Raw genomic sequence first — 15,510 nt, 5'->3', positions numbered from 1 at the left:
TTTTTTACATTAAAATGCAGTCAATTATAAATATTTAGTGTTATTAAGTTTATAGGATTATCAAGTAATACTAGGTGGACTAAGTAAAAACCGAGCGCATGTTTGGTATTTATGCTGCGTAATCGCCTATTTATGGGGAATAATCACACTTCATAGGGTCTGCCTTGCCTAAAAACCAAGCTTACTGCTGTAAATTTACCAACCAAAGATCAACACGCCCTAGTCTGCTTAAATATGGTATTTAGTTAACAATAAGAAATTACATAGTGGCTAGGAAAAATTTTTAACGAGGTTTGAAGATTAAATTTGTGAAATTTTTATGAAAATTCGCATAATATATTGTTTATTATTTAGATTGATTTTTAATTAGGAATATATTTTTTGATAAAAAAGAAGTAAATTAGAAAAATTAGGCTGGGATACCAGGATTTGAACCTGGGAATGCCAGGATCAAAACCTGGTGCCTTACCGCTTGGCGATATCCCAACTATAAATTTGAATTATTTTTAGTTCTTAATAAGAACATGGTGCGGAAGGAGAGACTTGAACTCTCACATCCTAGGATACTGGAACCTAAATCCAGCGCGTCTACCAATTCCGCCACTCCCGCATCACTAATTTGCTGATTTAAACTCTAAGCAAGAGCAATTCTTTTATCCAACTTTCCTTGGTAGAAGAAGTTGGCTGGGATACCAGGATTTGAACCTGGGAATGCCAGGATCAAAACCTGGTGCCTTACCGCTTGGCGATATCCCAACAAAGAATAGAGTTGATAAGTTTAGTTCTTATCAAGAACTTGGTGCGGAAAGAGAGACTTGAACTCTCACATCCTAAGATACTGGAACCTAAATCCAGCGCGTCTACCAATTCCGCCACTCCCGCATCGTTTGTACAATAAAGTACAGGTAGTTATTTTAAACTCTTCATTGAGCTGCAATTTAACTCTTGCAGAGCCATTTCTAAAAAAGAAATGGTGGCTAAGACGGGATTTGAACCTGTGACCCCATCATTATGAGTGATGTGCTCTAACCAGCTGAGCTACTTAGCCATTGTTGGCTGGGATACCAGGATTTGAACCTGGGAATGCCAGGATCAAAACCTGGTGCCTTACCGCTTGGCGATATCCCAACAATAACAATTGATAGTTTAAATTCTTATCAAGAATTATGGTGCGGAAGGAGAGACTTGAACTCTCACATCCTAAGATACTGGAACCTAAATCCAGCGCGTCTACCAATTCCGCCACTCCCGCACACAAGGTAGTTATTTTAAACTCTTCATTGAGCAACAAAAAAATAATGGTGGCTAAGACGGGATTTGAACCTGTGACCCCATCATTATGAGTGATGTGCTCTAACCAGCTGAGCTACTTAGCCATCTTTTTTTGTTAGCACTTCATCGCTGAGTGCGGGGCGTATTATGCTGACATGACCCAAATTCGTCAACACCTTTTTTGCAAAAAAACGCTTAACAGTGTTTGTTTGCAGGAAAATTAAGCTAACAGGCTAAAATTTAATAAAAATGCTGTTTTTTTAGCTGCCTTTAAGGCGCGGAATCTTAATTAACCCTGTACTTCTTTAATTAAGCGATATTACAAAGATAGACTAGGGCCTGCTTATCTTTTGAGGTTAAATTTGCAGCAGTGTGTTTGGTATTTAGACAAGGCAGAGCCTATGTAGTGTGGTTGTTCCCCATAAATAGGCGATAACGTAGAATAAATGCCAAACACACGCTGCCCGAAGGGTTCTGCCTAGGGGAATTTTACTCTTTGTTGCCTACATGGACGTAGGTAAGGGGCGTAGGTAAGGGGCGTGAGTAGGACGCGGAAGCTTTGCTCGGTTTTTACTTAGTACATTAGGTTACAAACCTCGCGCCGCGATTAAATCTTCCTTGGATTGAACAAATTTTAATCCTAAAAGGTCAACAGGTCCTTATTGCGCTTAATTATTATTTTTATAATGGTTAAATACAAAAAAGGCTCGTAAAAACGAGCCTTTAAAAATTATTACCAAACTAAATTGGTTTAATTTGTACTTTATACGTTGAACAAGAAGTTCATTACATCGCCATCTTTAACAATGTACTCTTTACCTTCTTGACGCATCTTACCTGCTTCTTTTGCGCCACTCTCACCTTTAAAGGCAACAAAGTCGTCAAAAGCAATAGTTTGCGCACGGATAAAGCCACGCTCGAAGTCGGTATGGATTTTACCCGCTGCTTGTGGTGCTGTTGCACCTACAGGGATTGTCCATGCGCGTACTTCTTTTACGCCAGCTGTGAAATAAGTTTGTAATTGTAGTAATTCATAACCACCACGAATAACAAGGTTAAGACCTGGCTCTTCTAGACCAAGGTCAGCCATAAACTCAAGCTTGTCTTCGTCATCTAGTTCTGAAAGCTCAGATTCGATAGCAGCACATACAGGAACAACAATCGCATCTTCAGCTGCGGCAATAGCGCGTACGCGGTCAAGGTATGGATTATTTTCAAAACCATCTTCAGCAACGTTTGCAATATACATTGTTGGTTTAATCGTTAAGAAGTTAATAGAGCTGATTGCTGCTTTTTCTTCTTTAGTTAGTGCTAGACCACGTAAAGTTAAGCCTTCGTCAAGATGCACTTTTACTTTTTCAAGTACAGCATTTTGCTCTTTAGCGTCTTTATCGCCACCTTTTGCTTTTTTTGAATTACGGAAAAGGGCTTTTTCAGCGCTATCCATATCAGCAAGTACTAACTCAGTGTTGATTACGTCAATATCGTCAGCAGGGTCAATAGTGCCTGCTACGTGGATGATGTTTTCATCTTCAAAACAGCGAACTACGTGGCCAATTGCATCGGTTTCACGAATGTTAGCTAAAAACTGGTTACCAAGGCCTTCACCTTTAGATGCGCCTTTTACTAAGCCAGCAATGTCTACAAATTCCATACTAGTGGTAAGGATTCGTTGCGGGTTTACAATTTTAGCAAGTTCGTCTAGACGAGGATCTGGCACAGGTACCACACCTGTATTAGGCTCAATGGTACAAAAAGGAAAGTTAGCGGCTTCAATACCCGCTTTAGTTAGTGCATTGAAAAGCGTTGATTTACCAACGTTAGGCAAGCCAACGATGCCACATTTAAAACCCATAGTAAGATACCTTGTTTAGAATTCGTTTAAACGGTGTACTTGGACCCAAGTTACTAGGGTTTAAACGAATGTAGTCTGTTTTGTGCTTTTAACACACCATCTTTTGCAAGTATTTCCATGCAACGAACTGCTTCATCAACAGCAGCATCCATTTTTTCTTGGTCTGCTTTGGCCGCTTTTCCAAGCACCCAACCAGTTACCATTTCACGATGCCCCGGATGACCTACACCAATGCGCAAGCGCATAAAGTCTTTTTGGTTTGCCATTTTTGCAATAATGTCTTTTAAACCATTATGACCGCCATGCCCGCCGCCTTTTTTTAATTTGGCAACGCCTGGGTCTAAATCCAATTCGTCATGGGCAACTAAAATGTCCTCGACAGGGATTTTGAAAAAATTAGCTAAACTACCGACCGCTTTACCACTTAAATTCATGTAAGTAGTGGGGATCAATAATTTGAATTCTTGTCCTTGAATGATCACTTTGCCTGTAAGGCCGTGATATTTAGGATCGTATTTTAGGGTGCAGTTGTAGCGTGCAGCGATTTGCTCGATGAACCAAGCACCTGCATTGTGGCGTGTGTTTGCGTATTCGGGGCCTGGATTAGCCAGGCCCACAAGCATTTGAATAGAATTCAAGGTTGCGAGACCTTAAAAATTATTCTGCTGCTGCAGCGTCGTCTTCAACTGGAGCTGCTTTGTTTGCTTTGATAGTCAGGATAGACTGATCATGGCCTTCGCCTTTACCTAAATCTACAGAGCTAACGCCTTTAGGGAAAGTAAGGTCAGAAATATGAACAGAATCGCCAACAACAAACTTAGAAACATCTACTTCAATGAATTCTGGAAGTGCTTTTGGAAGACACGTAATTTCAACTTCAGTTAACTGGTGAACAACAGTTGCGCCAGCTTTAGTTACAATATCTTCACCGATGAAGTGAAGAGGAACTTTAGTTTGAAATTTATGAGTAGCATCTACACGTTGGAAATCAAGGTGAGTAAGCTTAGGCTTGAATGGGTGACGTTGGATATCTTTTAAGATTACTTCAACAGCTTCGCCATCTACGTTAAGCGTAAGGATATGCGTGTAAAAACCTTCGTCTTCTTGTGCTTTGATCATATCTTTATGAGCAAAAGTAAGAGATAAAGCTTCTTTGTCAGCTCCGTAAAGGATTGCAGGAACTTTGTCTTCGCGACGTAGGCGGCGGCTCGCACCAGTACCAGTTTCTACGCGAAGTTCAGCGTTATATGTATAAGTTTTGTTAGACATGATGTCTCCAGTTATTAAAATGTGTAGGGCCTTTGCGACCAAGGTCCCTAGCCAAAAGGCGCGCTATCATACCACCACGCTAAGACAAAATAAACATCGCTTACAAAAAAAGCGCCAAAAGGCGCTTTTATACTCAGGAATGTTTAATTTTAGTGTTCAAACATCGCTGAGATAGATTCTTCGTTACTAATACGACGAATAGTCTCTGCTAACATGTCAGCAAGCGTAAGTACCTTGATTTTATCAATGGCTTTGAGCTCGTCAGATAGCGGGATTGAGTCAGTTACAATTACTTCATCAATCATTGAGTCACGTAAGTTTTCGGCAGCTTTACCTGAAAGAATAGGGTGTGTTGCGTATGCAAATACACGCTTAGCGCCATGTTCTTTAAGTGCTTCTGCTGCTTTACATAACGTACCACCGGTATCAATCATATCATCTACGATGATACAATCACGACCTTCAACGTCACCAATAATATGCATTACCTGAGAAACGTTTGCTTGTGGGCGACGTTTATCAATGATTGCTAAATCGGTATCATTTAGTAGTTTTGCAATTGCACGAGCGCGTACAACACCACCGATATCTGGAGATACAATAACGACGTCTTCAAAGTCGCGCTCTTTCATATCTTCAAGTAATACAGGGCTGCCAAATACGTTGTCTACTGGTACATCAAAGAAGCCTTGGATTTGTTCAGCATGTAAATCAACCGTAAGAACACGGTCAACACCAACGCTTGATAAGAAATCGGCAACAACTTTAGCGGTAATTGGAACACGAGCAGACCGTACACGACGGTCTTGGCGCGCATAACCAAAATAAGGAATGACGGCAGTAATACGACCTGCAGATGCACGACGTAGAGCATCAACCATAACGATAAGTTCCATTAGGTTATCGTTTGTAGGGGCACAGGTTGATTGCAAGATAAAAACGTCCGAGCCACGAACATTTTCATTTATTTGAACACTGATCTCACCGTCACTAAAACGGCCAACAACAGCATCGCCTAATTCAATATATAAACGTTTTGCAACTTTTTGAGCTAACTCAGGTGTTGCGTTACCAGCGAAGAGCTTCATGTCAGGCACGGTAGGGTTCCTCAGGCACTGAATATTTGGACTAACGGGCAATGATAAATACCATTGCGGGTTAACTTATGATTACTTGTACGTTACTTCATTGATCGAATATGGCGGTTAACTCCGTATGAGCAGGTGAGACATTTGCGCTAAAAGCCACAAAACCCTGCCAAGTATGGGGGAGATTTTCAAGTACATCTTGTGCTTGAACTTGACTAGCAAATTCGACAAAACAACATGAACCTGTCCCGGTCATCTTCGACGGTGCGTATTTTAGCAACCACTGGAGGGTTTTTTCAACCTCGGGGCAAAGCTTTTTAACTAAAGGCTCACAATCGTTGGTTAAAGTATGGTGTTTCCAATCGCCTATTATCTTTGGTGTGTCGCGTTTTAAATCTGGATGTGTAAATATTTTTGCGGTACTTACATGTTGATTTGGGTGTACGACGCAGTACCATTTTTGTTCAAGTTTTACCTGGTGTAATTTCTCACCAATACCTTGCGCTATGGCGCTTTGCCCTTGTATGAACACCGGAACATCGGCTCCTAATTTGAGTCCTAATTGGGCTAGGATTTCTAGATTTAGATCTAATTTCCATAATTTATTTAGGGCTAATAAAGTACTTGCGGCGTCGGATGATCCACCTCCAACACCTCCGCCCATCGGTAAGCGTTTAATTAAATTTATTTTTACACCCAATGACGTTTTACAGTGTGTTTGTAATAATAAAGCCGCTTTATAGATGAGATTATCATTTAGGGGGATGTCTTTAGTATCACCACCGACAGAAATACCACCGTCTGTTGTTAGCTCAAAATGCAACTCATCACCAAAATTTAAAAAAGTAAATAAGGTTTCGAGTTCATGATAGCCATCTTCTCGGCGAGCATTAATATGTAAAAATAAATTGAGTTTTGCCGGAGCAATCAGTGAAAAAGAGGTTTTGTTATTCATACTTATTTAAACTGCCAATCGTAGAGTTGAATTTTTATTTTTATTTGTTGATGCTTTAACGTCAGTTTAGTCGGTAACCAGTAACCTGCGTTTTGTACGTAAGTACCGTAATCTATTTGCCATTTTTTGCCTGTATTATCAAACCATAAAACTTGCTTAGCACGCCCTAGCTCATCAACGGCTAAACTTTGATCGTCAATGGTGCCTTTAAGCCAGTTATCGGCGTTATCAACCGGTAATGTAAAACCCGTTAAACGCTTTAAAAGCTCTGCAGCATTAGTATCAAAGTATTGTTCACCGTCAAACTCTAATTCAGCACCATTTGCTGTTTGTTTAAGTGACAAAATACGAGTACCAATAAAAGTAGTCAGTATTAAATTATTAGAATTTGTTGTTTGCTGCCAATTTAAGTTTGCAGATTGACGTTCTTCTGGGCTTATAAACGCAAGTTTACCCTCGACCTGCCAAGTTTTTTGAGCGGCTAAACGTGGTTTCCAATCATCATAAAGTGTTGTTTTTGTATCAATTTGATGGGTACAGCCACCTAAAAATAAAAAAACATGAATAAAATCAAATATTGTCTAATCAAATGTTGTTCCTTACTTTCCATATTCCGCTGATTTTTGGTAAAATTACCGCCTTTGAAGTAGGGCTCAGCAATATTTGGCAAATATGACCATAATAGCACTAGGTATAAATCACAAAACCGCTTCCGTAGAATTACGTGAAAAAGTGGCTTTTTCGCCTGAACAAATTTCAGAAGCGTTGCAACAATTAAGTGGCCATGCCGACTTTAATGAAGCGGTTATTGTGTCTACCTGTAATCGAACTGAAATCTATTGTAGCCTTGCTCAGCAAAATTCCCAAACACTGTTAACGTGGCTTGCCAGTTTCCATGGTTTGGATGAACATGAACTGAGCAGCAATATATACTGCCATGAAGGTAATGACGCCATTAACCACTTAATGCGCGTAGCGTGTGGGTTGGATTCTCTTGTGTTAGGCGAGCCGCAAATTTTAGGGCAAATAAAGCAATCGTTTTTTAGTGCTAAAACCCACGATGCAATAGGTGTCACTTTTGATAGGCTGTTTCAAAAAACCTTTTCGGTAGCGAAACAAGTTCGCACTGAAACAAATATAGGCGCAAGTGCGGTGTCGGTCGCATTTGCGGCTGTTAACTTAGCAAAACACATTTATGGAAAACTTGATCAAACAAAGGTGTTATTGATCGGTGCGGGTGAAACCATTGAACTGGTTGCTAAACATTTATATCAAAATGAGCCTAAAAAAATAACGGTCGCTAACCGAACAATTGAACGTGCACGCAGCCTTGCTGATGAAGTGTCGGCAGATGTTATCGCACTTGCACAGTTACCAGAGCGTTTACATGAAGCCGATATAGTCATTAGTTCTACCGCCAGTACTTTACCTATTATTGGCAAAGGGGTGGTTGAGCAAGCGCTTAAGCAACGCCGTCACAAGCCTATGCTATTTATAGATATCGCAGTTCCGCGCGATATAGAAAGCCAAGTAGGTGAGCTAGATGCTGCCTATTTATATTCCGTTGATGACTTACAAACCATTGTAAGCGAGAATATGGCAGCGCGTGAGCAAGCTGCACAGCAAGCGCAAATAATTATTACTGAACGCACCAAAGAATTTGCAATGTGGATGCGCTCACTCGATTCGGTAGATTTAATTCGCCATTATCGAAACGATGTACAAACAATTAAGTCAGAACTTGTAGAGCGTGCTGTTAGTCAGTTAAATACAGGTAAAGATGCAGAAAAAATTATATTAGAGCTCGCCAATAAATTAACCAATCGCTTAATGCACGCGCCTACCTGTGCAATACAAGACGCAGCGAAAAAAGGTGAAGTGGCGCAGCTAAACCAGTTGAAAAAAATGTTAGGTATTGATCAGGAATAACCGTTAAATGAAAGAGTCTGTTTATAATAAATTAGAAACCTTAGTAGAGCGTTACGAAGAAGTACAAGCGCTGCTAAGCGACCCGTCGGTCATTAGTGATCAAAATCGTTTTCGAGGACTTTCAAAAGAATATTCTGAGCTTGAAGAGATTGTAAAAACGTTTTTAACTTACAAAGAAACGCAAGATGATTTAGCTAGTGCAGAAGAAATGCTTAAAGATTCTGACCCTGAAATGCGTGAAATGGCGCAAGAAGAATATAAAGAAGCGAAAGCACAAATTTTGGTAATTGAAGATCAAATTCAAGTATTAATGTTGCCAAAAGATCCGCGAGATAACAACAACGTGTTTGTTGAAGTACGCGCTGGAACAGGCGGTGACGAAGCGGCTATTTTTGCTGGCGATTTATTTCGTATGTACAGCCGCTATGCAGAAACTAAAAAATGGAAAGTAGAAGTTGTCAGCACCAATGAAGGTGAGCACGGTGGTTACAAAGAAGTTATTGCGAACATCAGTGGAGAAGGCGTTTACGGTCAATTAAAGTTTGAATCAGGTGTACACCGCGTACAACGTGTGCCAGAAACTGAGTCACAAGGGCGAGTCCATACCTCTGCGTGTACTGTTGCGGTAATGGCGGAAGTGCCAGAGGCCGAAGCGATACAAATTAATACCGCAGATTTAAAAGTTGATACATTTCGTGCATCAGGCGCGGGTGGTCAGCACGTTAATAAAACAGATTCTGCTATTCGACTTACACATATACCTACCGGTGTTGTGGTTGAGTGTCAGGATCAGCGTTCACAGCATAAAAACCGTGCTAAAGCGATGTCAGTACTTGCAGCACGTTTGCAACAGGCTGAAGATGAAAAACGCCATGCGGCAGAAGCCTCTGAACGTCGTGACTTAGTTGGTAGTGGCGATCGTTCTGAGCGTATTCGTACTTATAACTACCCACAAGGTCGTATTACCGATCACCGTATTAACTTAACACTTTATCGTTTAAACGAAGTGGTAGCCGGTGATTTAAGTGCGATTATTGAGCCATTAATGCAAGAACATCAAGCTGACTTATTAGCGGCTATGGGCGACGAGTAATCGTGAGCCAAACTCTTGAACAAGCTATTGCTGCAGGCGCTAATTTATTAGCACCTAGCAGCGAAAGTGCTAAATTAGATGCACAAGTTTTACTTCTTCATATACTTCAAAAACCTCGCAGTTACCTTTTTACTTGGCCAGAACATGTGCTTAGTGATGAGCAACAATCGCAATTTAATGTATTTATTCAAAGACGTTTAAACGGTGAACCTGTTGCACATATTACGGGGCAACGTGAATTTTGGAGTTTATCGCTTGAAGTTAACGCAACAACTTTAATACCTCGACCTGATACTGAAACGTTAGTAGAACAAGCACTTGAAGTGACTGTACCTGCCAAAGCTAAAGTACTTGATTTAGGCACTGGTACTGGCGCAATTGCGTTGGCACTGGGTAGTGAAATGCCTAATTGGCAAATTATTGCAGTAGATAGAGTAAGCGATGCAGTTGCACTTGCTACACGTAACCAACAGCGGTTGGCAATTAATAATGTGCACGTTAAGCAAAGTAACTGGTTTAGCGAGTTGCATGGTGAGAAATTCAACCTAATTGTCACCAACCCGCCTTATATAGAAAGCAATGATATACATTTAAATCAGGGCGATGTGCGCTTTGAGCCTTTGTCGGCATTAGTGGCTGATGATTGTGGAATGTCTGATATTAAACAAATAATTACACAATCACGTGACTATTTGTTATCTAGTGGCTATCTTTTAATAGAACACGGTTTTGAGCAAGGTGAAGCTGTTCGTCATTTTTTTAAAAAGATGGCATTTGTGAATATTAAAACAGTGATAGACTTTGGTAACAATGACCGTGTAACACTTGCACAGTGGCCCTAAAGAATAATAATTGCCTGCTAGTGCGTTAAATAATGCCATGAAGGAATTTCGACTATGATGGGTGATTTTTTATTTTCAGATGAGCCAGAAGAAACAATCAATGAGATTGAACTTGGTACCTGGAAAGTATTAATCGTTGATGATGAACCTGAAGTTCATGCTGTTACAAAACTAGCATTGAGTGATTTTGAGTTTCAAAATAAACGCCTAGAATTTATTAGTGCTTATTCTGGAGCTGAAGCAAAAGAGCTCATAAAAGAGCATCCTGATGCAGCCATTGTACTACTTGATGTAGTAATGGAAACCGATGATGCCGGTTTACAAGTTGCTAAGTTTATTCGTGAAGAAGCTAAAAATAATCATATTCGAATTATTTTAAGGACAGGCCAACCTGGTCAAGCACCTGAACGACAAGTAATTATTAATTATGATATTAACGATTACAAATCAAAAACAGAGCTAACGGCTCAAAAATTATTTACTGTTATTATGTCAAGCCTGCGCTCATATCGAGATATTATTTCAATTGAGCAGTCACGAGAAGGGCTAGAGAAAATAATTATAGCCTCTCGTAATATATTTTCTGCTCATTCTATAGAGCAATTTATTGAAGGGGTAATGCAGCAACTAACATCTTTGTTGGGTATTGCAGATCAAGCAATGTATGCAACTACCTTAGTAGCGCAAAATCCTGAAGCACAAAATAATGAAAAGTTAATTGTATTTTCGGGTACCGGTGACTTTGAAAAAAGTGAAGGTAAGGAACTCAATGATGTATTACAAACAGAACAGTTATCTGCTTGTCATCAAGCACTGACTGAGAAGAGTATTATTTATAAAGATAATTATTTATTTGCCTACTGCAGTAGTGAGTACAATCATAATTCTATGCTGTTTATATCAGGGATACCTAAAGATTTAACTGATACACAGCGACATTTAATTGAAATATTTTCTCAAAATGTACAACTAGCCTTTGAAAACGTGCAACTTCAATCAGAAATTGAAGCGACTCAGCAAGAACTTGTTTACAGGTTAAGTGAAGCCGTAGAACAGCGTTCAACGGACACAGGCAACCATGTTAAACGTGTAGCGCATATTTGCTATATACTTGCTAAGGGTTATGGTTTGTCTAAACATGATGCGGATTTAGTTAGGTTAGCATCCCCTTTACATGATGTGGGCAAGGTGGGTATTCCAGATGCTATTTTAAATAAGCCTACAAAACTTGATGCCCATGAATGGGAAGCAATGAAGACTCATACTGATAAAGGTTACGTTATTTTAAAAGACTCCCCTCATGAAATTGTTGGAGCAGGTGCAATTATTGCTAAAGAACATCATGAAAAGTGGGATGGAACCGGATATCCACGTGGCTTAAGCGGAACTCAAATTAATATATTTGGCCGTATAGTTGCGCTTGCTGATGTATACGATGCACTTCGCCACAAACGATGTTATAAAGAGCCCTGGACATTGCAAAATGTGGTTGATGAAATCAACGCTCAAAAAGGCACTCACTTTGAGCCAAAATTGGTTGACGTATTTAACGACAAGCTTGATGAATTAGAAGCGGTATTGAGTCGTTATTCTGATTAGATTTTAATAAAACAGAAGCACAGAGGCATATGGATTATTTAGCAGTAAAGCACTCGCACATGGCAATTGCGATGTTAAGTGTGATTTTATTTTATGTTCGCGCTTTTTCGCGAATGGGCAGTGGCAAATTAGCAAAAAATAAAGTGATAATGATTGGTAGTCACAGTATAGATACTTTGTTATTGGTGTCTGCACTTACACTTATATTTATGGCTAAAATAAACCCGTTTGAACAATATTGGCTATTAGAGAAAATAATTTTAGTGGTTATATATATCGGTATTGGGGCTAAAAGCGCCAGACAAACTAAAATGAGCGCTAAGATTGCTTACGTTTTAGTTAATACTGCTGTTATTTTTACGATAGGTTATTTAGCTATCGCTAAGTCAGCTTTATTACTTTAAGTAATACCTGACTGCTTGAGCTTTATAATTGTTTTATAAAGCTCAAGTTTTACTTCCGCTCAGCCAAATATTCAAAAACATCGCTATATTGGTATATGGCTTTAAAGTTAGGTAAACTACGCCTTCGTTTTCTAGAATGTTGCAGTATTAATGACTACCCTCGGGTTTGACGAACACGATGAATCTTATCTTGATGATGCTTACGATGAATTTACACCACCAGCGATTTACCGCTGTATTAAAGCAGAATCGAAATGGGACCCTCAGATTGATTTAACATCATGTTATGAAACTTTAACTGGCTTTGAACAGCAAATTTCAGTGCTGTGTTTAAAAGTGAGTGATGAGCACGATCGCCTCGAAAAATTATTAGATATGTTTTATAGCGATTGGCTATTTAGTGCCTCAGGCTTAAAGGTGCCTGAATACAAATTAAATACGTTAAGTTATATACTTTCTATGCGTAGCGGTTCTCCTACCGCACTTGCAATCATACTTTTTCATTTTTTACAACACGCTAACTTTGATGCAAACCTTAGTATTACACAAGGGGATGTCGGTGTTCATGTGGCGATTAGTGACGAAGAAGGGTATATAATTGAGCCAAGTAGCGGGCAACAAAGCTGGTATATCATCCCTGAAAATGCTGACGAAGATGATGGCCAAGAGCAAGAACCTTTAGAACTAATTTTTGATGATGAAGTTTATAAGCTATTTTTAGCTCAGCAAAAGTGGTCTTTTATTAGTGAAAGTAAATTTGGTCATGCTTTGCACTGTGTAGAAATGCTTATGGAGTTAATAGGCGATGACCCGTATGAGAGACGCGACAGAGGTTACTTATTAAATCAACTTGATTGCCCTAAAATGGCACGTGATGATTTACAGTTTTTTATAGATGAGTGTCCGGACGATCCTGCAATAGAGATAATTCAGCACCAAATAGAAGAACTAGAAGATAATAATAAAACTCACCATTAAGAAATAGGAATAGTTATGGTTGAAACACAAAGTGCATTAATAACAAATGATGCTGTTGTGCTTGGTTTACTTGCTGTTATTTTAGGGTTTATTTTTAAAACCTCAAACAGTGAGCGGCCAGCTTTAAAACGATTTTATAAATATGTACCTGCTTTACTACTGTGTTACTTTTTACCTTCGTTATTAAATACCTTTGGTATTGTCGATGGTAACAAATCCAATGTTTATTACGTTGCTTCGCGCTATTTACTGCCTGCTTGTTTAATACTACTTACCATTAGTATTGATTTAAAAGCGATTATTAACTTAGGTCCTAAAGCACTCATTATGTTTTTAGTGGGTACATTAGGTATTGTTATTGGTGGGCCATTAGCTATTTTAGTTGTGAGTGTCTTTGATCCAAATATTGTTGGTGGGCATGGTCCAGATGCTGTTTGGCGTGGAATGACAACTGTTGCAGGTAGCTGGATTGGCGGCGGTGCTAACCAAGCCTCAATGAAAGAAATGTTTGAAGTGGGTGGTGATATATTTTCTGTAATGGTTACAGTTGATGTAATAGTCGCGAATATTTGGATGGCTGTTTTATTGTTAATGGCAGCAAATCATAAAAAGATTGATGCAGCGACGGGTGCAGATACAAGCGCAATTGAAGATTTAAAAAACGTGTTGAAGCCTATCACGCCGAGCATGCACGTATTCCTACTCTTAACGATTACATGATGCTGCTTGCAATTGCATTTGGTATAACCGGCTTAGCCCATTTTTGTGCTGACTTTTTAGGTCCGTACTTTGGTACTACTTATGAGTGGGCAAAAGAATACAGCTTAAACAGTAAATTCTTTTGGCTAATTGTTATATCAACAACGATTGGCATAGGCTTATCGTTTACTAAAGTTAGACAAATAGAAGCGTTTGGCGCTTCAAAAGTAGCCTCTAGCTTTTTGTATATTTTAGTTGCATCGATTGGTTTGCATATGAATGTAACCGCTATTTTTAATAACCCAGGGTTATTTTTAGTGGGTGCCATTTGGATGTTAGTGCACGCAAGTATAATGCTAGTAGTGGCTAAATTAATTAAAGCTCCGTTATTTTATATGGCAGTGGGCTCTCAAGCTAATGTGGGCGGCGCAGCGTCTGCACCTGTTGTAGCATCAGCATTTCACCCTTCGCTTGCGCCTGTTGGTGTTCTGTTAGCTGTACTGGGTTATGGTGTGGGTACTTATATGGCTTATATTTGTGGATTAATGATGCAAGCAGTTGCACCCTAAGGAATTTAAATGAAAGACCAAATTATTAAAATCAATGAAATTGAGCTAGCAAACAACAAACCGTTTGTATTGTTCGGTGGTATTAACGTATTAGAATCTCGCGATTTAGCTATGCGTGTTGCAGAGCATTACGTAGAAGTTACGACGAAACTCAATATTCCTTATGTATTTAAAGCCTCATTTGATAAAGCGAATCGCTCATCAATTAATTCTTACCGTGGTCCTGGTATGGAAGAAGGTTTAAAAATATTTGAAGAGATTAAAAACACGTTTAACATTCCACTTATTACTGACGTACATGAACCGCATCAAGCAGCACCTGTTGCAGAAGTTGTTGATGTTATTCAGTTACCAGCCTTTTTAGCACGTCAAACAGATTTAGTTGTGGCGATGGCTAAAACAGGTGCAATTATTAACGTAAAAAAACCACAGTTTTTAGCGCCACACGAAATGCGCCATATCATTACTAAATTTAATGAAGCGGGTAATAATAACATCGCACTTTGTGAGCGTGGTTCTAGCTTTGGTTACAACAACCTTGTGGTTGATATGCTGGGTATGGATGACATGAAGGCAATGGCACCTGTTATTTTTGATGCAACACATGCGCTACAACGCCCTGGTGGACGAGCTGATTCTGCTGATGGTCGTCGTGCACAAGCTGCAGAGCTTGCGCGCAGCGGTATGGCGCTAGGTATTGCAGGTTTATTTATCGAAGCGCATCCAAATCCTAACGAAGCTAAATGTGATGGCCCATGTGCGCTAGCGCTTAGTAAGTTAGAAGGTTACTTAACGCAAATGAAAGCGGTTGATGATTTAATTAAAAGCTTTGCACCACTTGATACAAGTGCAAACGATTTATAATTGAGCATGATGTTTATTAAAAAGCGACTCAGGTCGCTTTTTTTATGCCTTTAATATACACAAACTTATATGATGTATATAATCTCATGCATAA

12 protein-coding genes, 8 tRNA genes and 2 pseudogenes are annotated in these 15,510 nt (G+C 39.4%); 8 read left to right on the top strand and 14 right to left on the bottom strand.

Annotated features, from left to right (window positions below; all coding sequences use genetic code 11):
• Positions 1-414: 414 nt before the first annotated feature.
• The 14 genes and pseudogenes from P20652_RS19035 to lolB all read right to left on the bottom strand — a co-directional run bounded on the left by P20652_RS19035 (position 415) and on the right by lolB (position 7,028).
• Positions 415-486, bottom strand: a tRNA-Gln gene (locus P20652_RS19035).
• Between the two features lie 39 nt (positions 487-525).
• Positions 526-610: transfer RNA gene (locus tag P20652_RS19030), tRNA-Leu, on the bottom strand.
• Positions 611-681: 71 nt separating this feature from the next.
• Positions 682-756 (bottom strand) — tRNA-Gln (locus P20652_RS19025).
• A gap of 41 nt (positions 757-797) precedes the next feature.
• Positions 798-882, bottom strand: a tRNA-Leu gene (locus tag P20652_RS19020).
• A gap of 89 nt (positions 883-971) precedes the next feature.
• A tRNA-Met gene (locus tag P20652_RS19015) sits at positions 972-1,048 on the bottom strand.
• 5 nt (positions 1,049-1,053) lie between these two features.
• Positions 1,054-1,128: transfer RNA gene (locus P20652_RS19010), tRNA-Gln, on the bottom strand.
• A gap of 39 nt (positions 1,129-1,167) precedes the next feature.
• Positions 1,168-1,252 (bottom strand) — tRNA-Leu (locus P20652_RS19005).
• A gap of 47 nt (positions 1,253-1,299) precedes the next feature.
• Positions 1,300-1,376 (bottom strand) — tRNA-Met (locus P20652_RS19000).
• A 659-nt stretch (positions 1,377-2,035) separates the two neighbouring features.
• On the bottom strand, positions 2,036-3,127 hold the full coding sequence (ychF, locus tag P20652_RS02645) for a redox-regulated ATPase YchF (RefSeq protein ID WP_008171832.1): 1,092 nt from the start codon (positions 3,125-3,127) through the stop codon (positions 2,036-2,038).
• 53 nt (positions 3,128-3,180) lie between these two features.
• Positions 3,181-3,765, bottom strand: coding sequence for an aminoacyl-tRNA hydrolase (gene pth, locus P20652_RS02650; protein WP_007583954.1), 585 nt, complete (start codon positions 3,763-3,765; stop codon positions 3,181-3,183).
• Between the two features lie 19 nt (positions 3,766-3,784).
• Positions 3,785-4,396: a 50S ribosomal protein L25/general stress protein Ctc gene (locus P20652_RS02655; protein WP_008171830.1), complete on the bottom strand. Its 612-nt coding sequence runs from the start codon at positions 4,394-4,396 to the stop codon at positions 3,785-3,787.
• A gap of 149 nt (positions 4,397-4,545) precedes the next feature.
• Positions 4,546-5,493 (bottom strand): ribose-phosphate pyrophosphokinase, encoded by a 948-nt coding sequence (locus P20652_RS02660; RefSeq protein ID WP_008171828.1) that lies wholly within the window; start codon positions 5,491-5,493, stop codon positions 4,546-4,548.
• An 88-nt stretch (positions 5,494-5,581) separates the two neighbouring features.
• On the bottom strand, positions 5,582-6,439 hold the full coding sequence (gene ispE / locus P20652_RS02665) for a 4-(cytidine 5'-diphospho)-2-C-methyl-D-erythritol kinase (RefSeq protein WP_008171826.1): 858 nt from the start codon (positions 6,437-6,439) through the stop codon (positions 5,582-5,584).
• Positions 6,440-6,441: 2 nt separating this feature from the next.
• Positions 6,442-7,028: pseudogene (gene lolB, locus P20652_RS18995) on the bottom strand (lipoprotein insertase outer membrane protein LolB).
• A gap of 83 nt (positions 7,029-7,111) precedes the next feature.
• Between lolB and hemA the strand changes: the two are divergent.
• The 8 genes and pseudogenes from hemA (at position 7,112) to kdsA (ending at position 15,416) form a co-directional block, all read left to right on the top strand.
• Positions 7,112-8,368 (top strand): glutamyl-tRNA reductase, encoded by a 1,257-nt coding sequence (gene hemA, locus P20652_RS02670; protein ID WP_193371793.1) that lies wholly within the window; start codon positions 7,112-7,114, stop codon positions 8,366-8,368.
• Positions 8,369-8,375: 7 nt separating this feature from the next.
• On the top strand, positions 8,376-9,461 hold the full coding sequence (prfA, locus tag P20652_RS02675; RefSeq protein WP_008171820.1) for a peptide chain release factor 1: 1,086 nt from the start codon (positions 8,376-8,378) through the stop codon (positions 9,459-9,461).
• 2 nt (positions 9,462-9,463) lie between these two features.
• The gene (gene prmC / locus P20652_RS02680; protein ID WP_008171818.1) at positions 9,464-10,303 is read left to right on the top strand and encodes a peptide chain release factor N(5)-glutamine methyltransferase; all 840 of its coding nucleotides are present in this window, start codon (positions 9,464-9,466) and stop codon (positions 10,301-10,303) included.
• Positions 10,304-10,357: 54 nt separating this feature from the next.
• A complete protein-coding gene (locus tag P20652_RS02685; RefSeq protein WP_008171816.1) occupies positions 10,358-11,902 on the top strand; it encodes a DUF3369 domain-containing protein in 1,545 nt (514 codons plus the stop codon).
• A gap of 29 nt (positions 11,903-11,931) precedes the next feature.
• On the top strand, positions 11,932-12,306 hold the full coding sequence (locus P20652_RS02690; protein WP_008171814.1) for a SirB2 family protein: 375 nt from the start codon (positions 11,932-11,934) through the stop codon (positions 12,304-12,306).
• A gap of 150 nt (positions 12,307-12,456) precedes the next feature.
• A complete protein-coding gene (locus tag P20652_RS02695; RefSeq protein ID WP_008171812.1) occupies positions 12,457-13,284 on the top strand; it encodes a tetratricopeptide repeat protein in 828 nt (275 codons plus the stop codon).
• Between the two features lie 15 nt (positions 13,285-13,299).
• A pseudogene (locus tag P20652_RS18990) lies at positions 13,300-14,552 on the top strand (DUF819 domain-containing protein).
• Between the two features lie 9 nt (positions 14,553-14,561).
• Positions 14,562-15,416, top strand: a complete 855-nt coding sequence (gene kdsA / locus P20652_RS02700; RefSeq protein WP_008171806.1) for a 3-deoxy-8-phosphooctulonate synthase — start codon at positions 14,562-14,564, stop codon at positions 15,414-15,416.
• The last annotated feature ends 94 nt before the right edge of the window (positions 15,417-15,510 follow it).

The organism is Pseudoalteromonas sp. BSi20652, from assembly GCF_000239855.1.
Classification (GTDB): domain Bacteria; phylum Pseudomonadota; class Gammaproteobacteria; order Enterobacterales; family Alteromonadaceae; genus Pseudoalteromonas.
This window is presented reverse-complemented; position numbering and strand designations above follow the sequence as displayed.